The organism is Phenylobacterium aquaticum, from assembly GCF_022695515.1.
In the GTDB taxonomy this organism is placed as follows: Bacteria; Pseudomonadota; Alphaproteobacteria; order Caulobacterales; family Caulobacteraceae; genus Phenylobacterium; species Phenylobacterium aquaticum.
This window is the reverse complement of record NZ_JALDPT010000008.1, coordinates 64,688-85,757: the sequence shown is the minus strand read 5'-3', so window position 1 is coordinate 85,757 and position 21,070 is coordinate 64,688. Positions and strand designations below refer to the sequence as shown.

At 68.3% G+C, this 21,070-nt stretch carries 22 protein-coding genes and 1 pseudogene; 17 read left to right on the top strand and 6 right to left on the bottom strand.

Going from position 1 to position 21,070, the window contains the following annotated elements:
• Nucleotides 1-161: 161 nt before the first annotated feature.
• From MQH10_RS08100 to MQH10_RS08085, 4 genes are all read left to right on the top strand, one after another.
• Nucleotides 162-3,095 carry a TonB-dependent receptor domain-containing protein gene (locus MQH10_RS08100; protein ID WP_242563558.1) on the top strand — a complete coding sequence of 978 codons (2,934 nt, stop codon included), beginning with the start codon at nucleotides 162-164 and terminating at the stop codon, nucleotides 3,093-3,095.
• A gap of 123 nt (nucleotides 3,096-3,218) precedes the next feature.
• A complete protein-coding gene (locus MQH10_RS08095) occupies nucleotides 3,219-3,773 on the top strand; it encodes a sigma-70 family RNA polymerase sigma factor (protein ID WP_242563557.1) in 555 nt (184 codons plus the stop codon).
• A complete protein-coding gene (locus MQH10_RS08090; protein ID WP_242563556.1) occupies nucleotides 3,770-4,489 on the top strand; it encodes an anti-sigma factor in 720 nt (239 codons plus the stop codon). The genes MQH10_RS08095 and MQH10_RS08090 overlap by 4 nt, the downstream gene beginning before the upstream one ends.
• A gap of 510 nt (nucleotides 4,490-4,999) precedes the next feature.
• On the top strand, nucleotides 5,000-5,569 hold the full coding sequence (locus tag MQH10_RS08085; RefSeq protein WP_242563555.1) for a fasciclin domain-containing protein: 570 nt from the start codon (nucleotides 5,000-5,002) through the stop codon (nucleotides 5,567-5,569).
• A 223-nt stretch (nucleotides 5,570-5,792) separates the two neighbouring features.
• Here MQH10_RS08085 and carA read toward each other — a convergent pair whose 3' ends face one another.
• On the bottom strand, nucleotides 5,793-6,965 hold the full coding sequence (gene carA, locus MQH10_RS08080; protein WP_242563554.1) for a glutamine-hydrolyzing carbamoyl-phosphate synthase small subunit: 1,173 nt from the start codon (nucleotides 6,963-6,965) through the stop codon (nucleotides 5,793-5,795).
• A gap of 165 nt (nucleotides 6,966-7,130) precedes the next feature.
• Between carA and MQH10_RS08075 the strand changes: the two genes are divergently transcribed.
• Together MQH10_RS08075 and MQH10_RS08070 are read left to right on the top strand one after the other, a co-directional pair.
• The gene (locus MQH10_RS08075; RefSeq protein WP_242563553.1) at nucleotides 7,131-7,571 is read left to right on the top strand and encodes a DUF1330 domain-containing protein; all 441 of its coding nucleotides are present in this window, start codon (nucleotides 7,131-7,133) and stop codon (nucleotides 7,569-7,571) included.
• 83 nt (nucleotides 7,572-7,654) lie between these two features.
• Nucleotides 7,655-7,885 (top strand): DUF1272 domain-containing protein, encoded by a 231-nt coding sequence (locus MQH10_RS08070; protein ID WP_242563552.1) that lies wholly within the window; start codon nucleotides 7,655-7,657, stop codon nucleotides 7,883-7,885.
• On the opposite strand, the gene MQH10_RS08065 is transcribed toward MQH10_RS08070, so the two are convergent.
• Nucleotides 7,872-8,999: a response regulator gene (locus MQH10_RS08065; RefSeq protein WP_242563551.1), complete on the bottom strand. Its 1,128-nt coding sequence runs from the start codon at nucleotides 8,997-8,999 to the stop codon at nucleotides 7,872-7,874. The two genes, MQH10_RS08070 and MQH10_RS08065, sit on opposite strands and share 14 nt — an antisense overlap.
• A gap of 174 nt (nucleotides 9,000-9,173) precedes the next feature.
• On the opposite strand from MQH10_RS08065, the gene MQH10_RS08060 reads away from it, so the two are divergent.
• The 8 genes and pseudogenes from MQH10_RS08060 to MQH10_RS08025 all read left to right on the top strand — a co-directional run bounded on the left by MQH10_RS08060 (nucleotide 9,174) and on the right by MQH10_RS08025 (nucleotide 16,545).
• Nucleotides 9,174-9,869 carry an HAD family hydrolase gene (locus tag MQH10_RS08060; protein WP_242563550.1) on the top strand — a complete coding sequence of 232 codons (696 nt, stop codon included), beginning with the start codon at nucleotides 9,174-9,176 and terminating at the stop codon, nucleotides 9,867-9,869.
• A 194-nt stretch (nucleotides 9,870-10,063) separates the two neighbouring features.
• Complete coding sequence (locus MQH10_RS08055; RefSeq protein ID WP_242563549.1) at nucleotides 10,064-10,441, top strand: hypothetical protein; 378 nt, start codon at nucleotides 10,064-10,066, stop codon at nucleotides 10,439-10,441.
• Between the two features lie 13 nt (nucleotides 10,442-10,454).
• The gene (locus tag MQH10_RS08050) at nucleotides 10,455-11,006 is read left to right on the top strand and encodes a hypothetical protein (RefSeq protein WP_242563548.1); all 552 of its coding nucleotides are present in this window, start codon (nucleotides 10,455-10,457) and stop codon (nucleotides 11,004-11,006) included.
• Nucleotides 11,007-11,013: 7 nt separating this feature from the next.
• Nucleotides 11,014-11,880: an RNA polymerase sigma factor SigJ gene (sigJ, locus tag MQH10_RS08045; protein WP_242563547.1), complete on the top strand. Its 867-nt coding sequence runs from the start codon at nucleotides 11,014-11,016 to the stop codon at nucleotides 11,878-11,880.
• Between the two features lie 181 nt (nucleotides 11,881-12,061).
• Nucleotides 12,062-13,939 (top strand): DNA primase, encoded by a 1,878-nt coding sequence (gene dnaG, locus MQH10_RS08040; protein WP_242563546.1) that lies wholly within the window; start codon nucleotides 12,062-12,064, stop codon nucleotides 13,937-13,939.
• Between the two features lie 96 nt (nucleotides 13,940-14,035).
• A pseudogene (gene rpoD / locus MQH10_RS08035) lies at nucleotides 14,036-15,987 on the top strand (RNA polymerase sigma factor RpoD).
• A gap of 31 nt (nucleotides 15,988-16,018) precedes the next feature.
• Complete coding sequence (locus MQH10_RS08030) at nucleotides 16,019-16,270, top strand: hypothetical protein (protein ID WP_242563545.1); 252 nt, start codon at nucleotides 16,019-16,021, stop codon at nucleotides 16,268-16,270.
• A complete protein-coding gene (locus MQH10_RS08025; RefSeq protein WP_242563544.1) occupies nucleotides 16,267-16,545 on the top strand; it encodes a type II toxin-antitoxin system RelE/ParE family toxin in 279 nt (92 codons plus the stop codon). The genes MQH10_RS08030 and MQH10_RS08025 overlap by 4 nt, the downstream gene beginning before the upstream one ends.
• Before the next feature lie 3 nt (nucleotides 16,546-16,548).
• Here MQH10_RS08025 and MQH10_RS08020 read toward each other — a convergent pair whose 3' ends face one another.
• The 3 genes from MQH10_RS08020 to MQH10_RS08010 all read right to left on the bottom strand — a co-directional run bounded on the left by MQH10_RS08020 (nucleotide 16,549) and on the right by MQH10_RS08010 (nucleotide 17,804).
• Nucleotides 16,549-17,169 carry a TIGR02466 family protein gene (locus tag MQH10_RS08020; RefSeq protein WP_242563543.1) on the bottom strand — a complete coding sequence of 207 codons (621 nt, stop codon included), beginning with the start codon at nucleotides 17,167-17,169 and terminating at the stop codon, nucleotides 16,549-16,551.
• 29 nt (nucleotides 17,170-17,198) lie between these two features.
• A complete protein-coding gene (locus MQH10_RS08015) occupies nucleotides 17,199-17,456 on the bottom strand; it encodes a hypothetical protein (protein WP_242563542.1) in 258 nt (85 codons plus the stop codon).
• 126 nt (nucleotides 17,457-17,582) lie between these two features.
• On the bottom strand, nucleotides 17,583-17,804 hold the full coding sequence (locus MQH10_RS08010; RefSeq protein ID WP_242563541.1) for a flagellar basal body rod C-terminal domain-containing protein: 222 nt from the start codon (nucleotides 17,802-17,804) through the stop codon (nucleotides 17,583-17,585).
• 126 nt (nucleotides 17,805-17,930) lie between these two features.
• On the opposite strand from MQH10_RS08010, the gene MQH10_RS08005 reads away from it, so the two are divergent.
• Nucleotides 17,931-18,284, top strand: a complete 354-nt coding sequence (locus MQH10_RS08005) for a hypothetical protein (RefSeq protein WP_242563540.1) — start codon at nucleotides 17,931-17,933, stop codon at nucleotides 18,282-18,284.
• Nucleotides 18,285-18,452: 168 nt separating this feature from the next.
• On the opposite strand, the gene MQH10_RS08000 is transcribed toward MQH10_RS08005, so the two are convergent.
• Nucleotides 18,453-19,712: a serine hydrolase domain-containing protein gene (locus MQH10_RS08000; protein WP_242563539.1), complete on the bottom strand. Its 1,260-nt coding sequence runs from the start codon at nucleotides 19,710-19,712 to the stop codon at nucleotides 18,453-18,455.
• A gap of 95 nt (nucleotides 19,713-19,807) precedes the next feature.
• Here MQH10_RS08000 and MQH10_RS07995 point away from each other — a divergent pair, with 95 nt between their 5' ends.
• Nucleotides 19,808-20,173 (top strand): hypothetical protein, encoded by a 366-nt coding sequence (locus MQH10_RS07995; RefSeq protein WP_242563538.1) that lies wholly within the window; start codon nucleotides 19,808-19,810, stop codon nucleotides 20,171-20,173.
• A 38-nt stretch (nucleotides 20,174-20,211) separates the two neighbouring features.
• On the top strand, nucleotides 20,212-21,069 hold the full coding sequence (locus MQH10_RS07990) for an alpha/beta hydrolase (RefSeq protein WP_242563537.1): 858 nt from the start codon (nucleotides 20,212-20,214) through the stop codon (nucleotides 21,067-21,069).
• Nucleotide 21,070: the final 1 nt, after the last annotated feature.

The following is a 21,070-nucleotide window of genomic DNA, read 5'->3' as shown; positions in this document are numbered from 1 at the left end:
GGCGCCGCGGGACTGTGCTCCCGAAGTCGCAGATTAAGACGATTTCGTGTCGGGACTGGAACCAATCTGCAATACGCGACTTAATCGCGTCAGGGTTGGGGATGTTCCGCGCATAGTCGTGTGATTGTGAAGCTCCCCGTTTTTTGAGTGAGGGGACCTTCATGCAAACGACCAAGGCGACACTGCTCGCCAGCAGCCTCATCTGCGCCGTCGCCGCCCTGTGCGGCCAGCCGGCCTGGGCCCAGGGCCAGGGCCCCACGGTGGACGAACTGATCGTCACCGGCTCGCGCATCCCGCGCCCCAATCTCGAACAGCCCACGCCGGTCACGACGATCAATTCGCTGAGCATCGAGAACTCCGGCCTGCAGAGCCTGGGCGACGTCCTGGCCCAGCTGCCGGCGCTGACCTCGTCGGGGACGGTGCGGGCCAATTCGGATTCGGGCGCCAATCTGGGCGGCCTGAGCTTTCCCGACCTGAGAGGGCTGGGGACCTCGCGCACCCTGACCCTGGTCAATGGCAAGCGCCACGTGGCCGGGGACGCCGGCGACACCGCGGTCGACCTCAACAGCATTCCGACCGCCCTGGTCGACCGCGTCGAGGTGATCACCGGCGGCGCCTCGGCCATCTATGGCTCGGACGCGGTCAGCGGGGTCATCAACGTGATCCTGAAGGACAACTTCACGGGCTACGAATTCCAGCTGAGGGGCGGCGCCCCGATCGAGGGTTCCTACGGCCAGAACTATTCGGCCTCGGCCACCGGCGGCTGGGGCTTCGCCGAGGGCCGCGGGAACGTGACCCTCAGCCTGTTCGGCGACAAGCAGGAGCAGGTGAGCGGGCGCAATATTCGCGGCCTGGCCGACTGGGGGACCATCGCCAATCCGGCCGACACCGGCCCGAAGGACGGCATCCCCGATCGCCTGTACCGGCCCTATGTCCAGACCGAGTTCTTCAGCCGCTACGGCAATATCATCACCGACAGCCTGGAGCCGGTGACCGGCTTCGACGCCAATGGCAAGCCCGTCGCCGTGCCGCCGCGGATCGGCGACAACAACCTGTTCTACGGCGCCTTCGCGGCCCCGTGCCCGGTCTGCTTCTCGGAGGATGCAGGCGCGATCCTGGTGCCGCGCCAGACCCGCTACGGCGCCGCCTCGACCTTCCACTACGACTTCTCGGACAAGCTGCGGTTCAAGGGCGACGTGAAGTATGTGGAGAGCGACGTGCGCGACACGTTCAGCCCGTCCTTCACGACCTTCGACTACGGGCTGGACCCGGACAACGCCTTCATCACCCCGGCGATCCAGGCGCAGCTCGACCGCTTCCCGACGGCCGGGTTCTTCTATGTGAACCGGATCAATTACGACATCGGCGGTCGCGACGACGACACCATGCGCCGCACCTTCCGGGCGGTGGCTCAGCTGGAGGGCGAGGCCGACGCCAGGTTCGCCGACGTGAAGTGGGAGACCTCGTACAACTACGGCCGCACCCGCAACAATTTCCATTCCACGGGCGGGCTGATCCCCGGCAACTTCCTCTCGGCGATCGACGCCGTCGTCGACCCGGCCAATGGTCAGGTCCGCTGCCGCCGGGACGTGCCGTCCACCTGGTATCCCGGCTATGAGCTGTTCGTGCGCCAGCCCAATAGCGCGGTGACCGGCGAGCCCTGCGTGCCGTTCAACCTGTTCGGGGCCCAGAACTCCAAGGCGGCCATCGACTATGTGACCTTCGAGGCCGACCGCAGCCACACCATCACCCAGCAGGTGGCCGACGCGACCTTCAGCTTCGACACCGAGCGGTTCCTGAAGCTGCCCGGCGGGCCCATCGGGTTCGCCGGCGGGCTGGAGTGGCGGCGCGAGCAGAGCCGCAACATCAATGATCCTCTGGTCCTGTCCGGCATCACCGAGACCGCGCCGCAACCGAACGCCATCGGCGGCTTCGAGGTGCGCGAGGCCTTCCTCGAATTCGACGCCCCGATCCTGAAAGACCGGCCCTGGTTCCACCAGCTGTCGTTCAACGGCGCGGTGCGGGTGGCCCATTACAGCCACGCCGGCGACGCCACGGCCTATAAGTTCGGGACCATCTGGTCGCCGGTGCGGGACCTGAGCTTCCGCGGCACCTATTCCCAGGCCGTCCGCGCGCCGAACATCACCGAGGCCTTCCTGCCGGCGACCTCAGGCTTCGCGGGGATCTTCGACCCGTGCGAAGCCTCATCGATCAATGTGGACCCTGACCGGGCGGCCAATTGCAAGGCTCTGGGGGTGACGTTCAAGAACGCCACCGACAACCAGTTTCCGGGCGTGACCTCCGGCAATCCGGACCTGCGGCCCGAAAAGGCCAAGACCTGGACGGCGGGCTTCGTGCTGCAGCCGCGCTGGACGCCCGGCCTGAGCCTGACGGTCGATTACTATGACATCGACATCAAGGACGCGATCGCCTTCCTCGACCCGCAGGACGCGGCCGATAAGTGCGTCGACGGCCCGAGCCTGGCGACCCAGTACTGCAACCTGATCATCCGCGATCCGGTCACCCGCCAGATCACCAGCTACATCTCCAGCTATCTGAACCAGTCCGAACTGACGACGGCGGGCTACGACATCCAGCTGAACTACAGCCGCGGCGTGGCCGATCTGACCGAGGGCATGGGCAAGACGCTGAGCCGGCTGGACGGGATGCTGACCGGGTCGGTCACGGCCAACTACACCGAAAAGCTTCGGGTCTACGCCTTCGCCGACTTCCCCAACGAGGTCGACCGCAAGGAAGGCGAACTGGGGAACCCGCGCTGGTCGTTCGTCAGTGCGCTGGCCTACGCCCAGGGGCCGCTGACCGTGACCTGGCAGAGCCAGTACACGAGCAAGGTCCGGCGCAATAAGGACGTGTCGCTGGAACGGAGCGACCGGCCCTATGTGGAGGCCGTTTGGTATCAGGACCTGGTGGCCCGCTATCGGCTCGACTACGGCAAGGGGACCGAGGTCTATGTCGGGGTGAACAACCTGTTCGACAAGACGATCCCGATCGGCCTGACAGGCAACACCTCGACGACCGCGTCCTATGACATCTATGGCCGCTTCGTCTTCGCAGGCGTGAAGGCGCGCTTCTAAAGCCCGGGACAAGGGAGGCGCGCGCCGCCCGACCCGGCGCTTTGCGCCCGCCTCCAAGCTTCGCCCTTGCTCGAAGTGGACGAAACGGGCAGCTCCGGCCGAAACCTCATTTTGAAGGCTCCCTTGGCCGCCACCGCCGTCTCCGATCCGCTCGCCGAGCTCCTGCCGCGCATCGCCGCCGGCGACCGCGCCGCCCTGCGACAACTTTATCAGGCCACCTCATCGAAGCTTTTCGGCGTGTGCCTGCGTATCTTGTCCAACAGAGACGAGAGCGAAGACGTGTTGCAGGAGGTCTACCTCACCATCTGGCGCCGGGCCGACCGCTTCGAAGCGAGCCGGGCCAGCGTCATGACCTGGATCTCGACCATCGCCCGCAACCGGGCGATCGACCGGTTGAGGGCGCGCGGGCCGCTGGCCTATGCCGAGCAGGTGGACGAGCTGGAGATCGCCGACGACGCGCCCCGGGCCGAGGCCCTGCTGGAGGCCGCCCAGTCGGGCGAGGCGCTCGGCAAGTGCCTGTCGGAGCTGGACGAGCGCACCGAGAAGGTGATCCGCACGGCCTTCTTCGAGGGCGTGACCTATGAGGCCCTGGCCCAGCGCATGGAGACCCCGCTGGGGACCGTGAAGAGCTGGATCCGCCGCGGCCTGCTCAAGCTCAAGGGATGCCTGGAGCAATGAGCGAACCTCTCGACGAACTGCCCGCCGACGAAGCCCTGGCCGCGGAGCATGCGCTGGGCGTGCTGAGCGCGCCGGAGCGGGCCCAGGCCGAGCTGCGCATGGCCCGTGAGCCGGCCTTCGCGGCGCATGTGGAGGCCTGGGCGGCGCGGCTTGCGCCGATGCTGGACGCGCTTCCGGCCGTGACCGCGCCCGAGGGGCTGTGGCCGCGGATCGAGCGCGCCCTGCCGGCCAATGACAACGGCTCGGCCGCGACGCGCCTGTGGCGCGGCCTGGCCATGGGCTCCATGGCGCTCGCCGCCGCCAGTGTCGCCGCCCTGGTGGTGCTCGCCAACCGACCGCCGACCGTCATCGCGCCGCAGGCCCCGCCCAGCGCCGGCGAACTGCTCAACGCGCGCCTCGACACCTCGGGCGGCCAGCACCTGTTCGTGGCGGCCTATGACCCGGTGCGCCAGAAGCTGATCGTCACCTCGCTGGTGACGCCCGGATCCGACCCGGTGCACGTGCACGAGCTGTGGCTGATCCCGGCCGACGGCAAGCCGCATTCGCTGGGCCTGATCGCGCCGGGGACCTCGAAGTCCATGCCGATGCCTGAGGGGCTCGAAAAGCTCGCCCAGGAAGGCGCCTCGATCGCCGTCTCGGTCGAGAAGCCCGACGCGCCCAAGCACGACCGCCCGATGGGCCCGGTCGCGGCGATCGGCAAGCTGGCGAAGATCTAGCGGACCCTGCGGGCGGGTTGTCCGGGCGGGCGCGCTTTAGATTTTGAACCACGAACCTCACGAACCTCACGAACAGAGGGCGTAGGCGATGGGGATGAGCTTGCGGACGCTGGGCGGCGGTGAGGCTGCGAGGATTTGTCCACGAACCACACGAACCACGCGAACGGGTGGGGCGGCGAGGTCGGGGGCGGGTTTTTAGGCGCGCTTGCGCGCGAAGAACCTTCAACGGCGCTTCAGCCGGGGTTCGTGTGGTTCGTGTGGTTCGTGGACAAAATCTAACGGACCGTCGGCCGCGCTTCGGGCCGGGTAGGAGCCGCTGACGTACCCGCTGCCTGTTCGTGTGGTTCGTGTGGTTCGTGGACAAGTCTTGCGGCCTGGCGAGGCCGGCTTCGTCGCCATCGGCAAGCGGGCGAAAGCAAAAAAATCGGCGCGACTGCATCCGATTTCAAATCCTCTGCGTAATTTGAACATCGCTGCCAAGCAGCGACAGACAATTCGAGGAAAATCAGAATGTATTCGAAGACGATCTCTGCGATCGCCGCTGGCGTCGTGCTGACTCTCGCCGGGGCTAATGCGGCCTCTGCTTCCATGATGGCCGAAAAGACCGTGTCCGTGGGCGGGGCGCCCATGTATCCGTCCAAGAACATCATCCAGAACGCCGTGAACTCCAAGGATCACACGACCCTGGTGGCGGCGGTGAAGGCGGCGGGCCTGGTCGACACCCTGTCGGGCCCGGGTCCGTTCACGGTGTTCGCGCCGACCAATGCGGCCTTCGCCAAGCTGCCGGCGGGCACGGTCGACACCCTGCTGAAGCCGGAGAACAAGCCGACCCTGACCAAGGTGCTGACCTATCACGTGGTGGCCGGCAAGCTGAGCGCCGCGGACCTGATCTCCAAGGTGAAGGCGGGCGGCGGCAAGGCGATGCTGAAGACCGTCGCCGGCGAGGACCTGACCGTCACGGTCGCCCACGGCATGGTCGTGCTGGTCGACGCCAAGGGCGGCAAGTCGATGGTCACCATCGCCAACGTCAACCAGTCGAACGGCGTGATCCACGTCGTCGACACCGTGCTGATGCCCTAGGCGGCTCGGGGGGCGGCTTGGCCGTCCCCTGTCCCCTGGCGGGCGCTGAGCTGGTGACGGTTGAGCACGCCTGCCCTTGACCGCTCATCCCGGCGAAGGCCGGGACCCAGATCCTAAAGTGCAGGCATCGCCTGTCGGACCTCGGCTGGGCCTTTCCGGATGCGCGGCGCCATATGATCTGGGTCCCGGCATTCGCCGGGATGGGCGGGGGAGGAGGGGGGCTTTACCCCGCCTTCTTCGCGTCCATCAGTTTGGCGAAGCGTTGGAAGAGGTAGAGGGAGTCCGTGGGGCCGGGGGAGGCTTCCGGGTGGTGCTGGACGCTGAAGACCGGGCGGCCTTCTAGGGCCAGGCCCGCATTGGTCCCGTCGAACAGAGAGACGTGGGTCTCCACCAGGCCGGCCGGCAGGGTCGCGCGGTCGACGGTGAAGCCGTGGTTCATGGAGACGATCTCCACCTTGCCGGTGGTCAGGTCCTTCACCGGGTGGTTGGCCCCGTGGTGGCCCTGTTCCATCTTGGCGGTCTGGGCGCCCAGCGCCAGCGCCATCATCTGGTGGCCCAGGCAGATGCCGAACACCGGCGTGCCGCTCTCAACCAGCTTCTGGATCTCCGGCACGGCGTATTCGCCGGTGGCGGCCGGGTCGCCCGGGCCGTTGGACAGCATGACGCCGTCCGGCTTGCGGGCCAGGATGTCCTCGGCGCTGGTCTTGGCGGGCACCACGGTGACATGGGCGCCGACCGAGGTGAGCGCGCGCAGGATGTTGCGCTTCACGCCGTAGTCGACGACCACGACCTCGTATTTCGGTTGGCCCGGCTTGGCGTAGCCCTCCGGCCAGTCATAGAGGCCCTCGTCATAGGTGAAGGGCTGCAGGCAGCTGGCGTCCTTGGCGAGGTCCAGGCCCTCAAGCCCGGCCCAGGCCTTGGCCTGGGCGGTGAGGGCGGGGATGTCGAACCTGCCGTCCGGATCATGGGCGATGACGCCGTGCGGCATGCCGCGCTCGCGGATGGCGAGGGTGAGCGCCCGGGTGTCGACGCCGGAGAGGCCGACGACGCCGCGCCGCTTCATCCAGCCGTCCAGGTCGGCGTCGGCGCGCCAGTTGGCCGGGGCGGTGGGCAGGTCGCGGAAGATCGCGCCGCGGGCGGCGGTCTCGGCCGAGCCCGACATCTGCTCGATGTCCTCGATATTGACGCCCACATTGCCGACGTGGGGGAAGGTGAAGGCGACGATCTGGGCCATGTAGGAGGGATCGGTGAGGATCTCCTGGTAGCCGGTCATGGCGGTGTTGAAGCAGACCTCGCCCACCGCGGCGCCCACGGCGCCGACGCCCAGGCCCTGCAGGACCGTCCCGTCGGCCAGGACCAGCACCCCTGTGACGCCCGGCAGCAGTTCAGTCGTCATCTCGGGATCTCCATTCCGGCGTCGTGTCGCGAAAAAGCGGGCCAGGGTGACCCTGCCCGCCGCGCAAACGGCCGCGTAGGTACTGACTCGCAACCGTCCGGTCAATGCGGCGGCTGACCTCGTGGGCCCGGCTTGCTACGGTTCCGCCAAACGACGGAGGAAAGCATGACGGACGTGGCCCACATCGACCCGGACCGCGAGGCCTGGGAGATCTTCAAGTCGCTGCCGAAGGACGAGCCGATCCATATGCTCAACCTGGTCCGCATGAAACCCCTGGCGGACTATCCGGCCGATCATCCCGACCACGGCAAGGGCTTGAGCGGGCTCGACGCCTATCGCGCCTATGGCCGGACCACGGCCCATATCTTCAAGAAGGTGGGCGGCCGCCAGGTCTGGGCCGGCAAGCCGCAGGTGATGGTGACCGGCCCGCAGAGCGAGGCGTGGGACATCGCCTTCATCGCCGAATATCCGAGCTCGGACGCCTTCATCGCCATGATCCGCGATCCGGAGTACCGCGAACTGGTCAAGCACCGTACGGCCGGGGTGGCCGATTCCCGCCTGCTGCGGCTGTCGCCGGTCGAGCCGGGGGAGGGGTTCGGGGAATAGGGCTTGGCGGAAAACGAGGGAAGTCGGTCATTTCAGCCAGGCCCCTTCGAGGCTAATCTGGCCGGGCTGCAACGGAGGCCCTGATGCTCGCCCTGCGTCCCAATTGCGAAGCCTGCGACCGCGACCTGCCGCCTGACAGCCCCGACGCGCGGATCTGCACCTTTGAATGCACCTTCTGCGCCGACTGCGTGGAGACGCGGCTCGGCGGCGCCTGTCCCAATTGCGGGGGGAATTTCGCGGCCCGGCCGATCCGGCCCGCCGCGATGCTGGCGAAATATCCCGCCTCGACCGCGCGGGTGTTCAAGCCGCGATGACGCCGGTGATGGCGTCGAACAGCTCCTCGGCGCGAAGCGGCTTGCCGATGTGACGGTCGGCGCCGGCGTCGGCGGAGGCGGCGAGGTCGTCCGGCGAGGTGTTGGCGCTGACCACGATGATCGGGGCGCGGGGCAGGCCCGCCCCCTCGGCCTTGCGGATGGCGCGGATGGCGTCGAGCCCGTCCATGACCGGCATGCGCAGGTCCATCAGCACCAGGTCGAAGGCGCCGCCGCGCCAGGCCTCGACGGCTTCGCGACCGTTCTCGACGCTGATCACCTCGGCGCCGGCTGCGCCCAGCATCAGCTCGACCACCTTGCGGTTGGTGGGATTGTCGTCGGCGGCCAGGACCCGCAGCGCCGGGGCCTCTGCGGCGACGTGGTGGGACGGGGCGGGGGGCGAGGCGTCGGCTGCGCGGGCGGCGTCGCCATAGTCGAGCAGGCCGCCGACCAGGTCGTCCAGGGCGCCGGCCGAGCGAAGAATGTCATCGACCAGGCCCTGCTGGGTCTTGGTCAGTTTGGTCGCCGCGAGCGCCTGGACCAGGCCCATGACGCCGTTCAGCGGGGTGCGCAGCTCGTGGCTCATGTCGGCCAGGAACTCGGTCTTGGCGCGGCTGGCGGCCTCGACCCGGTGCAGGGCGTCGGCCAGGGCCTCGGCCTGGGTCTTCATCTGCGTGATATCAACCCGCAGGCCGATGACGCCGCCGTCGGCGGTGCGCTTTTCCTCGATCATCAGCCAGCGGCCGTCGGAGACCCGCTGCTCGTGGCGCTCGCCGGTCGGGTTCATCAGCTTGTGGAAGCGCTCGGCCAGCCATTCCTCCTCGCGGCCGACGGCTTCGGGATAGTCGCCGCGCGCGACGCCGACCCTCAGGGTGTCGGTGAACTTGGCGCCGGGGGCGAAGAGGTCGGCGGAGCGGTGGTAGATCTCGGCGTAGCGCTTGTTCCAGAGGACGTAGCGGCCCTCGGCGTCGAGGATGACGATCCCCTCGGGCAGGAGGTCGATCGCCTCGCGCAGGCGGTCCTGGGCGGCGCGGGTCTCCGCCTCGGCCTGGGCCAGGGCGCGGCGCGCGAACCGAAGCCCCAGGCGGCGCGATAGCGCGTCAAGCCATGCCTGCACAGCGACCCCCAGACCCGCGTCACCGGACGCGACACTCACCAAACTGGGGACAGCCTCGCGCAGCAAAGGTTGCGATTTTGCGTACGCGACGACGCCAGGATGCAGGAAAGGACGCGGCGCCCAAGGCTTGGGCAGTGGGTTCAATGGAGGGCGGCGGCGCGCTATGAGCGGGGCATGAGCATCACCACGGTCGGCCTCGACGCCGACGACACCCTTTGGCACAACGAAACCCTGTTTCGCCTGACCCATGACCGGTTCAGCGCCCTGCTGGCCGATGTGGCGGATCCGCAGGTTGTGGAGGCGCGGCTGTCGGAGGTCGAGCGCCGGAACCTGCGGCTCTATGGCTATGGGGTGAAGGGCTTCACCCTCTCGATGATCGAGACGGCCATGGAGCTGACCGGCGGCGAGGCGCCGCCCCGGGTGGTGCGCGAGATCCTGGCGGCGGGCCGCGAGATGCTGAACGAGCCGGTGGAGCCCCTGCCGGGCGTGGACGCGGCGCTCGCCCGGCTGTCGGAGCGCTATCGCCTGGTGCTGATCACCAAGGGCGACCTGCTGCACCAGGAACAGAAGCTGGCGGCCTCGGGCCTGGGCGACCTGTTCGCCGCCGTCGAGATCGTCAGCGAGAAGGACCGCTCCACCTATGAACGGGTGTTCGCCCGCCACGGGACCGGGGCGGAGGAGGCGGTGATGTGCGGCAACTCCATGCGCTCCGACATCCTGCCGGCGCTGGAGGCCGGCGCCTGGGCGGCGCATGTGCCCTATCCCCTGACCTGGGCCCACGAGATGGCCGACGCCCCGGTGGGCCACGGCCGGTTCGGCGAGCTGGGATCCATCAGCGAGCTGCCCGACTGGGTCGACGCGATTAAGTAGCCGTCTCCCTCCCCTTCATGGGGAGGGTGGCTGGCGCGCAGCGGCAGACGGGTGGGGCTCTTGGGTCTGGCGCCGTTCCCCACCCTGATCGCTTCGCGATCTGTCCCTCCCCATGAAGGGGAGGGAGGTTTTCGGCGGCGATGTCACACGCGCCCGCTCCGCTTCGTCCTTGTCGGTGAAGTCGGAGGAAATCCATGTTCCGCATCGTCTGCGCCGTCCTGGCGGTCATCCTGGGGATCAATGCGCTCGCCCAATTGTTCGCGCCGTTCTGGTGGTACGGAGCGGTGCCCGGGGTGACGGCGACGGGGGCCTACAACCCCCACTTCGTGCGCGACATCGGGGCGGCCTATCTGGCTGTGACCCTGGGGCTGGGTTGGTTCGCATGGCGGCCGGTCCAGGGATGGCCGGCCCTGGTGGCTGGGGCGCTGTTCTTGAGCGTCCATGCCGCCATCCATGTGTTCGACGCCAGCTGCTCGGCGAGCGGCTGGCATGACGTTCTCCGCGATCTTCCCGGCGTCTATCTGCCCGCCCTGGCGGCGGGCTGGATCGCCTTCGCCCGCAAGCCCGCCTGAGAGGGAGTCCGCCATGTTGAAAGCCCTGCTGAAACGCCAGATCGCCCGTCTTGAGCGGACCTGGAATTATGACGCCAGCTATATGCGCGACCTGGCCGAGGCCTCGCCCGCGAGCTTCCTGAGGTTCGGCCTCGTCGCCGGCCTGGTCGACCGCAAGGCCGCGCCGGCCGCGGCCCTGGCGGCGGCGGGGATCGTCGGCACCCTGGCCGAGGACTGCGGGCCCTGCGTGCAGATCTCGACCGACATGGCCCTGGCGGCCGGGGTGAAGCCCGCCGTGCTGGCGGCGATCCTGGCCGGGGACCTGGCGGCCATGGGGGCCGAGGCGTCGCTGGCCTATCGCTTCGCCCGCGCCAGCCTGGCCCGCGACCTGGAGGCCGCCGACCCCCTGCGCGACGAGATCGTCCGGCGCTGGGGCCAGAAGGGGCTGGTGGCCGTCAGCCTCGCTCTGACCACGGCGCGGATGTATCCGACGCTGAAATACGCGCTCGGCCACGGCAAGGCCTGCTCGCGGGTCATGGTGGCGGGCCAGGCCGCCCCGGTCCTACACTCGCCGCTGGCGGCCTGAGGACGACATGAGCGCACCCGGCGACATCGCGGCCTTCGAGGCCGAGCGGCCCCGCCTCCGGCGGCTGGCCTATCGCATGCTGGGGTCGGTCAGCGAGGCGGAGGATGCGGTGCAGGACGCCTGGCTGCGCTGGGCGGGCGCGGCCGGTGAGGTCGAGGATCCGGCCGCCTGGCTGGTGCGGACCACCAGCCGGCTGTGCATCGACCGGCTGCGCCAGGCCAAGGCCCGCCGGGAGACCTATCGCGGCCCCTGGCTGCCGGAGCCGCTGATCGAGGAGCTGAACGTGGATCCGGTCGAGCGGGCGGAGGAGGTGTCGGTCGCCTTCCTGCTGGCGCTGGAGCGGCTGTCGCCCCTGGAGCGGGCGGTGTTCCTGCTGCACGACGTGTTCGACGAGGACTATGGCGAGATCGCTGAGACCTTGGGACGCAACGAGGCCGCCGTGCGCCAGCTGGCCAGCCGGGCGCGGGCCCATGTGAAGGACGAGAAGCCGCGCTTCACGGTCGACGAAGCCGAGGCCGCGCGGCTCGCCGCCGCCTTCATGGCCGCGGCGACGCAAGGGGACATGAAGGCCCTGGGCGCGGTGCTGGCCGAGGATGCGGTGATGCTGACCGACGGCGGCGGCAAGCGCTCGGCGGCGCTCAGGCCCCTGATCGGGCGCGACGACATCATCGCGCTCTTGGAGGGGCTCGCCTGGCGCAATGGCCTGGTCTGGCCGCTGAGCTTCCGCGCCGTGCGGATCAACGGCTATCCAGGTGTGATCCTGGAGCGCGAGGACGGGCCGATGACGGTGGCCTTCCAGCCCGGCGAGGGCGGCCGGCTGGCCGGGGTCTATATGGTGCGGAACCCGGACAAGCTTGGGCATTTGAAGCCGTAAGCTCCTCCCCCGCTGGGGGAGGGGGCCCGCGAAGCGGGGGAGGGGGCCGCCCTCGTCAGAGGGCGGCTGCGGCGTTGGATCCGGCCTGCGGCCGGCCCCCTCAGGCCCTTCGGGCCAGCTCCCCCAGCGGGGGAGCAGCCGGTGCTCGTCGGCGGGGCGGGAAATCGGCTACACTGCCGCCGTGCGCGTCGACGAACATTTTCTGGATGAGATCAAATCCCGCCTTCGGCCGTCCGATGTGATCGGCAAGACGGTGAAGCTGCGCAAGCAGGGGCGCGAGTATGTGGGCCTCTCGCCCTTCACCAAGGAGAAGACGCCGTCGTTCTATGTGAACGACGACAAGGGCCAGTTCTTCGACTTCTCGTCGGGCAAGACCGGCGACGTGATCACCTTCCTGCAGGAGACCCAGCGGCTCTCGTTCATGGAGGCGGTGGAGCAGCTGGCGGCCGAGGCCGGCCTGACCATGCCGGCCTATGATCCCCAGAGCCAGGAGCAGGACAAGAAGCGCCAGGGGCTGTCGGACTGGCTGGAGACGGCGGCCCAATGGTTCGAGGCCGAGCTGCGTCGCCCGGTGGGGCGCGAGGCCCGGGCCTATCTGGAGCAGAGGGGGCTGCCTGAGGCCGACTGGGCGCGGTTCCGCCTGGGCTTCGCGCCGGGCGGGCGCACGACCTTGAAGGACTATCTGGTCGCCAAGGGCGCGCGGCCGGCCGAGCTGGTCGACACCGGCCTGTTGATCGCGCCGGAGGAGGGCGGGGCGCCTTACGACCGGTTCCGCGACCGCATCATCTTTCCGATCACCGATCCGCGCGGCCGGGTGATCTCGTTCGGCGGCCGGGCGATGGATCCCAAGGCCCGCGCCAAGTACCTGAACGGCCCGGAGACGGTGGTCTTCCACAAGGGCCACCAGCTCTATGGCTTGGCCGAGGCGCGCAAGATCATCGCCGCCGCCCCGGCCGGCGAGACCCCGCCGCTGGCGGTGGTAGAGGGCTATATGGACGCCATCGCCTGCCAGAGGGCGGGCATCGCGGCCGTGGCGCCCATGGGCACGGCCCTGACCGAGGAGCAGATGGAGATGCTGTGGCGTCACCATCCGGAGCCGACGCTCTGCTTCGACGGCGACCGGGCCGGCCGCCAGGCCGCCAGCCGGGCCATCGACCGGGCCCTGCCGCTGCTGAAGCCCGGCAAGAGCTTCCGGTTCGCGATCGTCGAGGGCGGCAAGGACCCGGACGAGGTGCTGCGCGAGCAGGGGCCCGCGGCCCTGCGCAGCCAGATGGCTGATACGACCCCGTTCGTAGAGGCCCTGTTCGTGCGCGAGCGCGACCAGGAGCCGCTGGACACGCCGGAGCGCCGGGCGGGGCTGAAGGCCCGCCTGCGACAATTGGCCGGGACCATCGCCGACAAGGACCTGCAGCAGGCCTATCGCGACGATCTGCTCGCCCGGCTCGACGCCATCTTCGCCCGGCCCGAGCGCGAGGCGCGCCGGCCCTGGACGCCCTCCGGCGAGGGCGGGGGCGGGCGAAAGCGTGGGCAGTGGGGACAGCCGCCGCCCCAGCCCGCCAGCCCCGAGGGCAAGGCGGGCGCCCGCCGGCTGGCCCAGCGGATGGACCTGACGGCCGCGGCCCTGGTCAAGTTCGTGCTGAACGATCCGGCCGTGCTCGACGACCATCTGGAGGACTCTTTAGCCGCCAACGGCTTCGGCGATCCGGGGCTCGCGGAATTGGCGAGAGAAATCATCCGTCTGCGTCTTGACCACGACCATCTTGACTCGGGGTCTCTCACACGCCATCTGGCGTCTTGCGGGTATAGCACGCTACTGACAGACATCGACCGGGCCGCTGCGACATCGAGCGCGCCCATCCTGAAATCGGATGTCTCCCTCGAAGCCGCTAGATCCCAGTGGTCGCAAGCCTTCGCCCGTCTCTCAAGACTGGCGGCGCTCGACGAGGCTATAGCCGCCGCCAAGGTCAGCCTGGGCGGACGATCAGCTATGGAGACCCTCGAGCGCCTGAAAGGCGAACGCGACGCACTGAAACGCGCGATCAGGGATTGGAACGATTAAGGCTGTTGAAGGGTCGTTTTGGTAAACGACCTGGCGCCATTCACATTTTCGACCGTGTCCTTTCGGGGAGGGACGCGGCCGAACTCGGAGAATTAGATGAGCACGACTACGGCTGAAGCGGACACCACGGGCGGCAATGACGGCACCGGCGGCGACGGCCCGCTGCTCGACCTGACCGACGCCGGCGTCAAGAAGTTCATCAAGCAGGCCAAGGCCCGCGGCTACGTCACCATGGATGAGCTGAACAAGGTGCTGCCCTCCGAGGAAGTGACCTCGGAAGCCATCGAAGACACGCTGGCCATGCTGTCGGAAATGGGCGTCAACGTCGTCGAGGCGGAAGAAGACGCCGAGGGCGGCGAAGTCGCCGTGCGCGAAGAGACCGCGGTGGTCGAGACGGCCAAGGAGCCGGCCTACGACCGCACCGACGACCCCGTGCGCATGTATCTGCGCGAGATGGGTTCGGTGGAACTGCTGTCGCGCGAGGGCGAAATCGCCATCGCCAAGCGCATCGAGGCTGGCCGCGACACCATGATCCGCGGTCTGTGCGAGAGCGCGCTGACCTTCGAAGCCATCATGGTCTGGCGCGAAGAACTCGGCACCGGCCGCATCCTGCTGCGCGAAGTCATCGACCTTGAGCAGACCTATGGCGGCGTCAACGCCGCGGCCGCCGAACAGCTGGCCGCCGAGGCGCCCGAAGAGGAAGAGTCCGCCGAGGTCACGGAGGACGGCGAAGCCATCGCCAAGGGCGAGAGCGACGACGACGACGATTTCGACGACGGCGCCGGCCCGACCATCAGCGCGATGGAAGGCGAACTGCGCGAAGGCGTGATGGCCACCCTGGACGCCATCGCCACCGAGTTCGACAGCTTCCGCGCCCTGCAGGAAAAGCTGGTCGGCAAGCGTCTGAAGGGCGAAGACCTCTCCGACGCCGACCGCAAGGCCTATGAGACGGCCTCGCTGGCCATCGTCCAGCATCTGAAGACCCTGAAGCTGAACAACAACCGCATCGAGGCGCTGGTCGAGCAGCTCTATGCGATCAACAAGCGCCTGATGGGTCTGGAAGGCCGGCTGCTGCGCCTGGCCGACAGCTATGGCATCAGCCGCAACGAGTTCCTGAAGGCCTATTTCGGCTCGGAAATGAGCCCGACCTGGACCGACCAGGTGAAGACCCTGGGCGTGCGATGGACCAAGTTCGCCGAGAACGACGCCAGCCAGATCAGCGACATCCGCAGCGAGATCGCGGCGCTCGCCACCGAGACCGGCGTGCCGATCGACGACTATCGCCGCATCGTCCACACCGTGCAGAAGGGCGAGCGCGAGGCCCGTCAGGCCAAGAAGGAAATGGTCGAGGCCAACCTGCGCCTGGTGATCTCGATCGCCAAGAAGTACACGAATCGCGGCCTGCAATTCCTTGATCTTATTCAGGAAGGCAATATCGGCCTGATGAAGGCGGTCGATAAGTTCGAGTACCGCCGTGGCTACAAGTTCTCGACCTACGCGACCTGGTGGATCCGTCAGGCGATCACCCGCTCGATCGCCGACCAGGCCCGCACCATCCGCATCCCGGTGCACATGATCGAGACGATCAACAAGATCGTCCGCACCAGCCGCCAGATGCTGCACGAGATCGGCCGCGAGCCGACCCCGGAGGAACTGGCCGAAAAGCTGGCCATGCCGCTGGAGAAGGTGCGCAAGGTCCTGAAGATCGCCAAGGAGCCGATCAGCCTCGAAACCCCGATCGGGACGAGGAAGACAGCCACCTCGGCGACTTCATCGAGGACAAGAACGCCATCCTGCCGATCGATGCGGCCATCCAGTCGAACCTGCGGGAGACCACGACCCGCGTGCTGGCCTCGCTGACGCCCCGGGAAGAACGCGTCCTGCGGATGCGCTTCGGCATCGGCATGAACACCGACCACACCCTGGAAGAAGTCGGCCAGCAGTTCAGCGTGACCCGCGAACGGATCCGTCAGATCGAGGCCAAGGCGCTTCGCAAGCTGAAGCACCCGAGCCGCTCGCGGAAGCTGCGCAGCTTCCTGGATTCTTGACGCCAGCCGCCGTCGGGATGAGCATCTTTCCATGGCCGACGGCGAACTGATCCTGAAACTCGACGACGACACCGCGCGCCGCCTGCAGGCGGCGGCGGACGCGGCTGGGCGGTCGGTGGCGGATTACGCCGCCGAGCTGATCTCAGGCGGGCTTGACGAGGATTGGGCGGAGGATCTGCGCATCGTCGAGGATTATCGGCGGACGGGTGCGTCCTATTCGGTGGAAGAGGCGATGGCGCACTTTCACTCGGAGCTTATGGCTCAAGTCGAAAAGAACCGGTGACGCGGGTACGTGTCTCGAAGGCCGCCTATCGCGACCTGACTCGACTGGCCGCGTTTCTGGCTCCCAAGAACCCAGGGGCGGCGGCGCGCGCGACCGACGCGATGATCAAGGCGATCCAATCGCTAGACACCCACGCCGATCGCGGCCGATTGCTGGACTCCGGCTTCCGCGAGCTTGTCGTGCCCTTCGGACGCTACGGCTATGTCCTTCGCTACGACGTCACGCCGGACGAGGTCTTCGTGATCCGCATCACCCACGCCCGAGAGCGCCGCTGATCCCTACCGCCAGCCGTAGTTGAAGCTGATGCTGATGCGGTGCGTCCTGGCGGCGTTGGCCGGGACCTCGTGGCGGAGCCAGCTTTCCCACATGAAGACCGTGCCGGGCTCCGGCTGCAGATAGACGAAGCTGCGGGCGGTCTCCGGCGCGTCGGCGGTGCGCGGCGGGGCGGCCATCATCATGGCCAGGCGCGGATCCTCGAGCTTTAGCGCGCTAGCGCCGGGCGGGGTGGCCACATAGACGGTGCCCGAGATCACGCTGTGCGGATGGATATGGCTGGTGTGGGCCGCGCCGGGCTTCAGCACATTGACCCACAGGCTGTCGAGCTTCAGCCGGCCGGCGCCCAGCTCCATATGCAGGTCGCGGGCGAAGGCGGCGGCGCGCTTGTCGAGCTTGGACTTCAGCGCGCCGAACACGCTGGCTCGCTGCGGCAGGTCGTCGAGCGAGGCGTAGGAGGTGTAGCCGCCATAGCGGTGTTCCTTGCACCAGGCGCGCCCGGCCATGTCCTCGTCGGCCAGCATCAGACAGGCCTCCTCGAGCTCGGCGTTGAAGGCGGAGAAGCCTTTCTCGCCGGCCAGGGAGGCCTCGTAGACTTGGGTGACGAAGAGCGGGCGCGTGGTCATGCCGCTCGGGTAGAGCCTTGGGCGGCCGACTACAAGTTCTGGATGGTCTGGATCTTGAGCAGTTCCGCCATCATGGCGGTGGCCTGGCGGTCGACGTCCATCTTGGATGCAGCCTGGACCTTGGCCTCGTTCTGAGCGGCCATTTCCTGCTTGAGCTCGTCGGCGGTGCGCGGTTCGCAGGCCGGCTCGCCGATGGTCTTGGGGCCGCGCGAGGCGATGGCCAGATCGCCGGGATTGGGGGCCGGAGCGGCCAGACGGCCGATCTGGGCGGTCAGGTGTGAATTCATCGTTCGAACCTCCTCGCGCCCCAAATACTTCGATCTGGGTTAAACGATCGCGTGGAGAATTGGTAAAAGTCGTTTAGTCTTGGATATCTCCAATCTGGGGATAGCAACGCATCGACGTTGCTGTGATCAAGAGAGTATATTCAGGAGGTCGCCGGTCATCTTGTCGGCCACCCGCAGGACGGCGACATTGGCGGCGAAGGCCTGCTTGGACTCGGTCATGTCGACGACGTCGGAGGTCAGGTCGGTGTCCGAGCTGGCTTCGCCCATCCGGGCGACGCGCAGGGCGGCGGCGTCGAAGCGGCGGGCGGCGGCGAACAGGCCGTACTGGGCGGTGGCGATCGGGTTCATGGCGGGGCCCTCCTGGTCGCCAGTCTCCGCGAGGCCGGTGAATCCTTCGCGTGCGAATGTGGTGAACGGCTGTGGCGGCCTGTCGCGGGCGGGCGCTATGATGGCGCCTGGTCTCCGGAGGTTCCCATGATCCGCCTGAACGTGACTCCCATCGCCCTGGCCGCCCTGTTCGTGGGCGGCGCGCCGGCCCTGGCGCAATCGCCGCAATCGCCGTCGGTCACCACCCTGTGCCTGGACGTCAGCGGCGCGACCCTGCCGGTCGTCTGCCAGATGGAAAGCAGCCGGCTCGACCGGCGCGACGTCTTCTGCCACTGCCCCGAGGGCCAGCGGGTGGACGCCCCGGTCTGCGGGCCCAATGAGCACCCGCCGGCGGAGAACCTCGCCCTCTACAAGGCCCGCCGGATCGCGGGCCGGGACGGATCGCTGATTGGCGATACGTTCGAGGGCCGGCGCATGTGCGTGGACGTGCGGGGGCGGTAGGGCGCGGATCACCCTGCCTCTCCGCTCATCCCGGCGAATGCCGGGACCCAGATCCCAAGTCTGGAAAGTCGATTGGATGAGCTCCGCGCGCTTGGAGCCCACATCCGAACTATGCCATCTGGGTCCCGGCATTCGCCGGGATGAGCGGGTTTTGGGGCTGCGGGCGGCCTACTTCCCCAACGCCGCGTAGGTCAGTTTCTGGAACACGGGCAGGGCGGCGCGACCGCCCATGCGCTGGCCGGTGGCGAGCTGGCTGGCCGCCTCGGGGCCGAGCGGCATGGAGTTCTGGATCAGATAGATCATCACCATGTCCTCGACGGGGTCGGCCTGCCACCAAGTGCCGAAGGCGCCCGGCCAGCCGAATGACCCTTCCGAGCCCGCGCCCATCCAGGCCTGCTTCTCCGGATCGGTGATCATCGAGACGCCGAGGCCGAAGCCCTGGCCCATCCAGAAGGGGATGCCCATGAAGGGGATCTCGCGCTGGGCCGGCGTCAGGCGGTTGGCGCACATCAGGGCGTGGGTTTCCGGCGAAATCAGGCGGACGCCGTCGAGCTCGCCCTTGTTCAGCATCAGGCGGGCGAACTTCAGATAGTCGTCGGCCGTGGAGATCAGGCCGCCGCCGCCGCCGCAGAAGTGGGGCGGGTGGTCCTCGTGGACGAAGGAGACGTCCTCGAGCCGGTCATTGGCCTCATCCAGGCGATAGAGTTTCGCCATGCGGTCGCGCTTTTCCGGCGGGCACCAGAAGTCGGTGTCGGTCATGCCCAGCGGGCCGAGGATGCGGCTCTTGAGGAAGTCCTGGAAGGTGGTCCCGGCGATGCGGCCGACCAGGAAGCCCAGGACGTCGGTGGCGTGGCTGTAGTGGAAGCGTTCGCCAGGGGCATAGGACAGCGGCAGGGCGGCCAGCTTCTTCAGCCACTCGTCAGGGCCATGGGGATTGGCGAGCGGCGAGCCCAGGGCGTGCTCATAGGCGTGCGCGATGGGGCCCACCGAAGTGAAGCCATAGGCCAGGCCCGAGCGGTGGGTCATCAGGTCGTCGATGGTGATGTCGCGGGGCGCGTCATAGACCTGGTCCAGCGGGCCGGCGGCGTCCTTCAGCACCTTCATGTTCGCGAATTCGGGCGCCCACTTGGTGATCGGGTCGTCGAGCTTGAGCTTGCCCTCCTCCATCAGCATGAGGGCGGCGACCGAGGTGATCGGCTTGGTCATGGAGGCGATGCGGAACATGGTGTCGCGCGTCATCGGCTTACCGGCGGCCACGTCGCGCTGGCCGATGGTGTTGAGCTGGACGATCTCGCCCTTGCGCCAGATCAGGGTGACGAAGCCCGACAGGTCGCCGGCGTCGACGACGCTCTGCAGGTGGACGGGAATGGCCGCGAGGCTTTCGGCCGCGAAGCCGCCCTTGGTCTTCAAGCTCTGATCGCCGTCCATGGTCCTGGCTTCCTTCCCGCGCGCGGTTCATCATTGTTGTGCGACGACCATTGCGCCGGGTGACGCGGGCGCCGTCAAGCGGATGGGAGGGCTCCATGGCCTATGAGCGGGCGGGGGATCGGCTGGCGCCGGCCGGGCTGTTCTATTTCCGGCTGTTCCGCAATCTGGTGCTGGCGCTGGCCCTCATCGCCGCCTCGCTGGCGGTGGGCATGTGGGGCTATCACACCTATGAGGGCGACAGCTGGATCGACGCCTTCGCCGACGCGTCGATGATCCTGTCGGGCATGGGGCCGCTGGGGCCGCTGACCACGCCGGAGGGCAAGCTGTTCGCGGGCTGCTACGCGCTCTATTCGGGCCTGTTCCTGGTGGCGACGGCCAGCCTGATCCTGGCGCCCATCCTCCACCGGTTCCTGCACCGGCTGCATGCGGCGGACGAGGACGAGAACCCCGGCAAGTCCTGAGGCTTGCGAAGCCGGGCGGCGGGGCCTAGCTGCGGGGCATGGACAAGCGCACGAACGGGCGGGGCGGATTGAAGGCGATGGCCGAGGCGGTGTCGCCGCTTGGCCTGTTCGCGGCGCTGACGCCCAAGGACCCGGCCCGCCGGTCGGGGCGGGCGATCGCCTTTGGCCCGCACGCGCGGCTGAAGCTCGATGTCTATGCGCCGGTTAGGGCGAGCGGGCCCGCGCCGGTGGCGATCTTCTTCTATGGCGGGGCGTGGGAGACCGGGCGGCGGCAGGACTATGGCTGGGCGGCGCGGGCCTTTGCGGCCAAGGGGTTCCTGACGCTCGCGCCGGACTATCGCCTGCATCCCGAGGTGGTGTATCCGGAGTTCCTGAAGGACGGGGCGGCGGCGGTGCGCTGGGCCGTGGACCATGCGGCGGCGCATGGCGGAGACCCGGACCGCATCGTGCTCGCCGGCCATTCGGCGGGCGCCTATATCGCCATGATGCTGGGGCTGGACGGGCGATACTTAAGCGAAGCCGGGGTCGATCCGGGCCGCATCCGGGCGCTGGCCGGGCTGTCGGGGCCCTATGAGTTCCAGCCGCCCTATCAGAACCCGACCATCATCCGCACCTTCGGCGCCGCGGCCGACCCCGCCGCGACCCAGCCCGCGGCGCATGTGACGGCGAGCTCGCCGCCGGCCTTCCTGGGCCATGGGGATTCCGACAAGCTGGTCGGGCGGCGGAATATGCGCACGCTCGCCGCGGCCTATCGCGAGAAGGGCGTGTTGGTCGAGGACCGGGTCTATCCGGGCATGGACCACTCAGGAATGGTGCTGGCGCTCTCGCGGCCGTTCCGGGGCCGGGCGCCGGTGCTGGAGGAGATGACGGGGTTTCTGAAGGCGCAGGCGGGGTAGG

Coding starts and splice junctions, on each gene's coding strand:
- MQH10_RS08010 (WP_242563541.1), bottom strand. CDS start 17,804: ATGAACCCGATCGCCACCGCCCAGTACGGCCTGTTCGCCGCCGCCCGC.
- sigJ (WP_242563547.1), top strand. CDS start 11,014: ATGAGCGCACCCGGCGACATCGCGGCCTTCGAGGCCGAGCGGCCCCGC.
- MQH10_RS08060 (WP_242563550.1), top strand. CDS start 9,174: ATGAGCATCACCACGGTCGGCCTCGACGCCGACGACACCCTTTGGCAC.
- MQH10_RS08030 (WP_242563545.1), top strand. CDS start 16,019: ATGGCCGACGGCGAACTGATCCTGAAACTCGACGACGACACCGCGCGC.
- MQH10_RS08005 (WP_242563540.1), top strand. CDS start 17,931: ATGATCCGCCTGAACGTGACTCCCATCGCCCTGGCCGCCCTGTTCGTG.
- MQH10_RS08090 (WP_242563556.1), top strand. CDS start 3,770: ATGAGCGAACCTCTCGACGAACTGCCCGCCGACGAAGCCCTGGCCGCG.
- MQH10_RS08070 (WP_242563552.1), top strand. CDS start 7,655: ATGCTCGCCCTGCGTCCCAATTGCGAAGCCTGCGACCGCGACCTGCCG.
- MQH10_RS08075 (WP_242563553.1), top strand. CDS start 7,131: ATGACGGACGTGGCCCACATCGACCCGGACCGCGAGGCCTGGGAGATC.
- MQH10_RS08100 (WP_242563558.1), top strand. CDS start 162: ATGCAAACGACCAAGGCGACACTGCTCGCCAGCAGCCTCATCTGCGCC.
- MQH10_RS08000 (WP_242563539.1), bottom strand. CDS start 19,712: ATGGACGGCGATCAGAGCTTGAAGACCAAGGGCGGCTTCGCGGCCGAA.
- MQH10_RS07995 (WP_242563538.1), top strand. CDS start 19,808: ATGGCCTATGAGCGGGCGGGGGATCGGCTGGCGCCGGCCGGGCTGTTC.
- MQH10_RS08085 (WP_242563555.1), top strand. CDS start 5,000: ATGTATTCGAAGACGATCTCTGCGATCGCCGCTGGCGTCGTGCTGACT.
- MQH10_RS08055 (WP_242563549.1), top strand. CDS start 10,064: ATGTTCCGCATCGTCTGCGCCGTCCTGGCGGTCATCCTGGGGATCAAT.
- MQH10_RS07990 (WP_242563537.1), top strand. CDS start 20,212: ATGGACAAGCGCACGAACGGGCGGGGCGGATTGAAGGCGATGGCCGAG.
- MQH10_RS08020 (WP_242563543.1), bottom strand. CDS start 17,169: ATGACCACGCGCCCGCTCTTCGTCACCCAAGTCTACGAGGCCTCCCTG.
- MQH10_RS08015 (WP_242563542.1), bottom strand. CDS start 17,456: ATGAATTCACACCTGACCGCCCAGATCGGCCGTCTGGCCGCTCCGGCC.
- carA (WP_242563554.1), bottom strand. CDS start 6,965: ATGACGACTGAACTGCTGCCGGGCGTCACAGGGGTGCTGGTCCTGGCC.
- MQH10_RS08050 (WP_242563548.1), top strand. CDS start 10,455: ATGTTGAAAGCCCTGCTGAAACGCCAGATCGCCCGTCTTGAGCGGACC.